Annotated in this window: 1 protein-coding gene; it reads right to left on the bottom strand. The window is 74.0% G+C overall.

Features of this window, described 5'->3' with window-relative positions:
* Positions 1-512: 512 nt before the first annotated feature.
* Positions 513-2339, bottom strand: a complete 1827-nt coding sequence (locus L1885_RS27095; RefSeq protein WP_235799796.1) for an ABC-F family ATP-binding cassette domain-containing protein — start codon at positions 2337-2339, stop codon at positions 513-515.
* Between the last annotated feature and the right edge of the window lie 130 nt (positions 2340-2469).

Below are 2469 nucleotides of genomic sequence, written 5' to 3'. Positions count from 1 at the left end.
GGCGTGGCCGCGGACGGCGGGGCCTGAGGCGCGGGCGGAGTGGCCGCGGGCGGCGGGGCGGACTGCGCGCCGGGCGCTGCGTCCCGCGGCTCGTCCTCCCCTTCGCTCGGCGGCTCGTTCCGCGGTGGTTGCTGGCCGGGCGGCTGAGTCATCGGCGTAAGTCCCCCTGTGTGCACGGCCCGCCCCGTCGGGCCCCGGGCCCGGAGCGGAGTCCGGTGGGGGCAGAGGCGGGAGTTCCGCTCCGTGGAGCTGCGAGCGGGCTTTCTTTCTACCACCGGGGCCCGCGCCGCGGTCCCGCCGCGTCCCGCCCTGTTCCCAAGGGAGAACCGGCCTGTAATGGCGGCGTTACGCCTTCACGGGGCCGTGGCGACAGGCCCGGGGGGTGTGGCGGGAGGCCCGGGGCTCGGGTGCGCCGCCGCGGAACGGGCCCCGGCCCGGGCGCGGGCCTCGCGGCGGGCCGGTGCGCGGGGCGGGGCCCGTCGGGCGTGCTCGGGGCCGGTGGTGACGACCCGCTACTGCGCGTCCTCGGCGAGCTCCAGCCAGCGCGTCTCCAACTGCTCCCGGTCGTTGACCAGTTCACGCAGCTCGGCGTCGAGCTTGGCGACCTTCTCGTAGTCCGTGGCACTGTCGGCGATCTGCTGGTGGAGGTCGGCCTCCCGGGCGGAGGCCTTGTCGAGCTGACGCTCCACGCGCTGGAGTTCCTTCTTCGCGGCGCGGCTGTCCTTCGCCGAGACGGCGCCGGCGGGCTTCGCGGCGGCCTCCGCCGCGGCGGCGGCCGGGGCGCGTTCGGCGAGGCGCGCCTCCTCCATGCGGTGGCGGCGCTCCAGGTACTCGTCGATGCCGCGCGGCAGCATCCGCAGGGAGCGGTCGCCGAGGAGGGCCATCACGCGGTCGGTGGTCCGCTCGACGAAGAACCGGTCGTGGGAGATGACGACGAGCGAGCCGGGCCAGCCGTCGAGGAGGTCCTCCAGCTGCGTGAGGGTCTCGATGTCGAGGTCGTTCGTCGGCTCGTCGAGGAACAGGACGTTGGGCTCGTCCATGAGCAGGCGCAGGATCTGCAGGCGGCGGCGCTCGCCGCCGGAGAGGTCGCCCACCGGGGTCCACTGCTTCTCCTTGGAGAAGCCGAACTGCTCGCACAGCTGCCCCGCCGTCAACTCGCGGCCCTTGCCGAGGTCGACGCGTTCGCGCACCTGCTGGACGGCCTCCAGGACCCGCAGCGCGGGCGGCAGTTCGGCCACGTCCTGGGAGAGGTACGCGAGCCGGACGGTGCGGCCTGCCTTGATCGTTCCGGCCGCCGGCTGCACCTCCCCGTCGCTGCGCACCGCTTCCGCGAGGGCCCGCAGCAGGGACGTCTTGCCGGCGCCGTTGACGCCGACGAGTCCGATGCGGTCACCGGGGCCGAGCTGCCACGTCAGGTGCGTGAGGAGGGTCTTCTCGCCGGCCTGGACCGTCACGTCCTCCAGGTCGAACACGGTCTTGCCGAGCCGCGTCGCGGCGAAGCGCATCAGCTCGGAGCTGTCGCGGGGCGGCGGGACGTCGGCGATCAGCTCGTTGGCGGCCTCGATGCGGAAGCGGGGCTTCGAGGTGCGGGCGGGCGCGCCGCGGCGCAGCCAGGCCAGCTCCTTGCGGACCAGGTTGCGCCGCTTGACCTCCTCGGTCGCGGCGATGCGCTCGCGCTCGGCGCGGGCGAAGACGTAGTCGGTGTAACCGCCCTCGTACTCGTAGACGTCGCCGCGCTGCACGTCCCACATGCGCGTGCAGACCTGGTCGAGGAACCAGCGGTCGTGGGTCACGCAGACGAGCGCCGAGCGGCGGGTCCGCAGGTGCCCGGCGAGCCAGGAGATGCCCTCGACGTCGAGGTGGTTGGTCGGTTCGTCGAGGACGAGCAGGTCCTGCTCGGAGATCAGCAGCTTCGCGAGCGCGATCCGGCGGCGCTCGCCGCCGGAGAGCGGGGCGATCACGGTGTCGAGGCCCTGGGGGAAGCCCGGCAGGTCCAGGCCGCCGAACAGGCCGGTGAGCACGTCGCGGATCTTGGCGTTGCCCGCCCACTCGTGGTCGGCGAGGTCCCCGATGACCTCGTGGCGGACGGTGGCCGACGGGTCGAGGGAGTCGTGCTGGGTCAGGACGCCGAGGCGCAGGCCGCCGCTGTGCGTGACCCGGCCGGTGTCGGCCTCCTCCAGCTTCGTCAGCAGCCGGATGAGGGTGGTCTTGCCGTCTCCGTTGCGGCCGACGACGCCGATCCGGTCGCCCTCGGAGACGCCGAGGGAGACGCCGTCGAGCAGGGCACGGGTGCCGTACACCTTGGTGACCGACTCGACATTGACCAGATTGACGGCCATTTCACTCCTGAACAACCTGCACAAGGGGATGGATCAGCGTCCCAGCCTAGTCGCCCGCGGGCCGGGCCCCCGCTGCCCGGCGGCGGGCGGCCGGTGGGCGGCCGGCGAGGACCGGCGGGCGGCCCGCACG

The organism is Streptomyces fuscigenes (genome assembly GCF_021556455.1).
Taxonomy (GTDB): domain Bacteria; phylum Actinomycetota; class Actinomycetes; order Streptomycetales; family Streptomycetaceae; genus Streptomyces; species Streptomyces fuscigenes.
The sequence above is the reverse complement of the archived record's forward strand: the minus strand, read 5'-3'. Positions and strand labels throughout refer to the sequence as shown.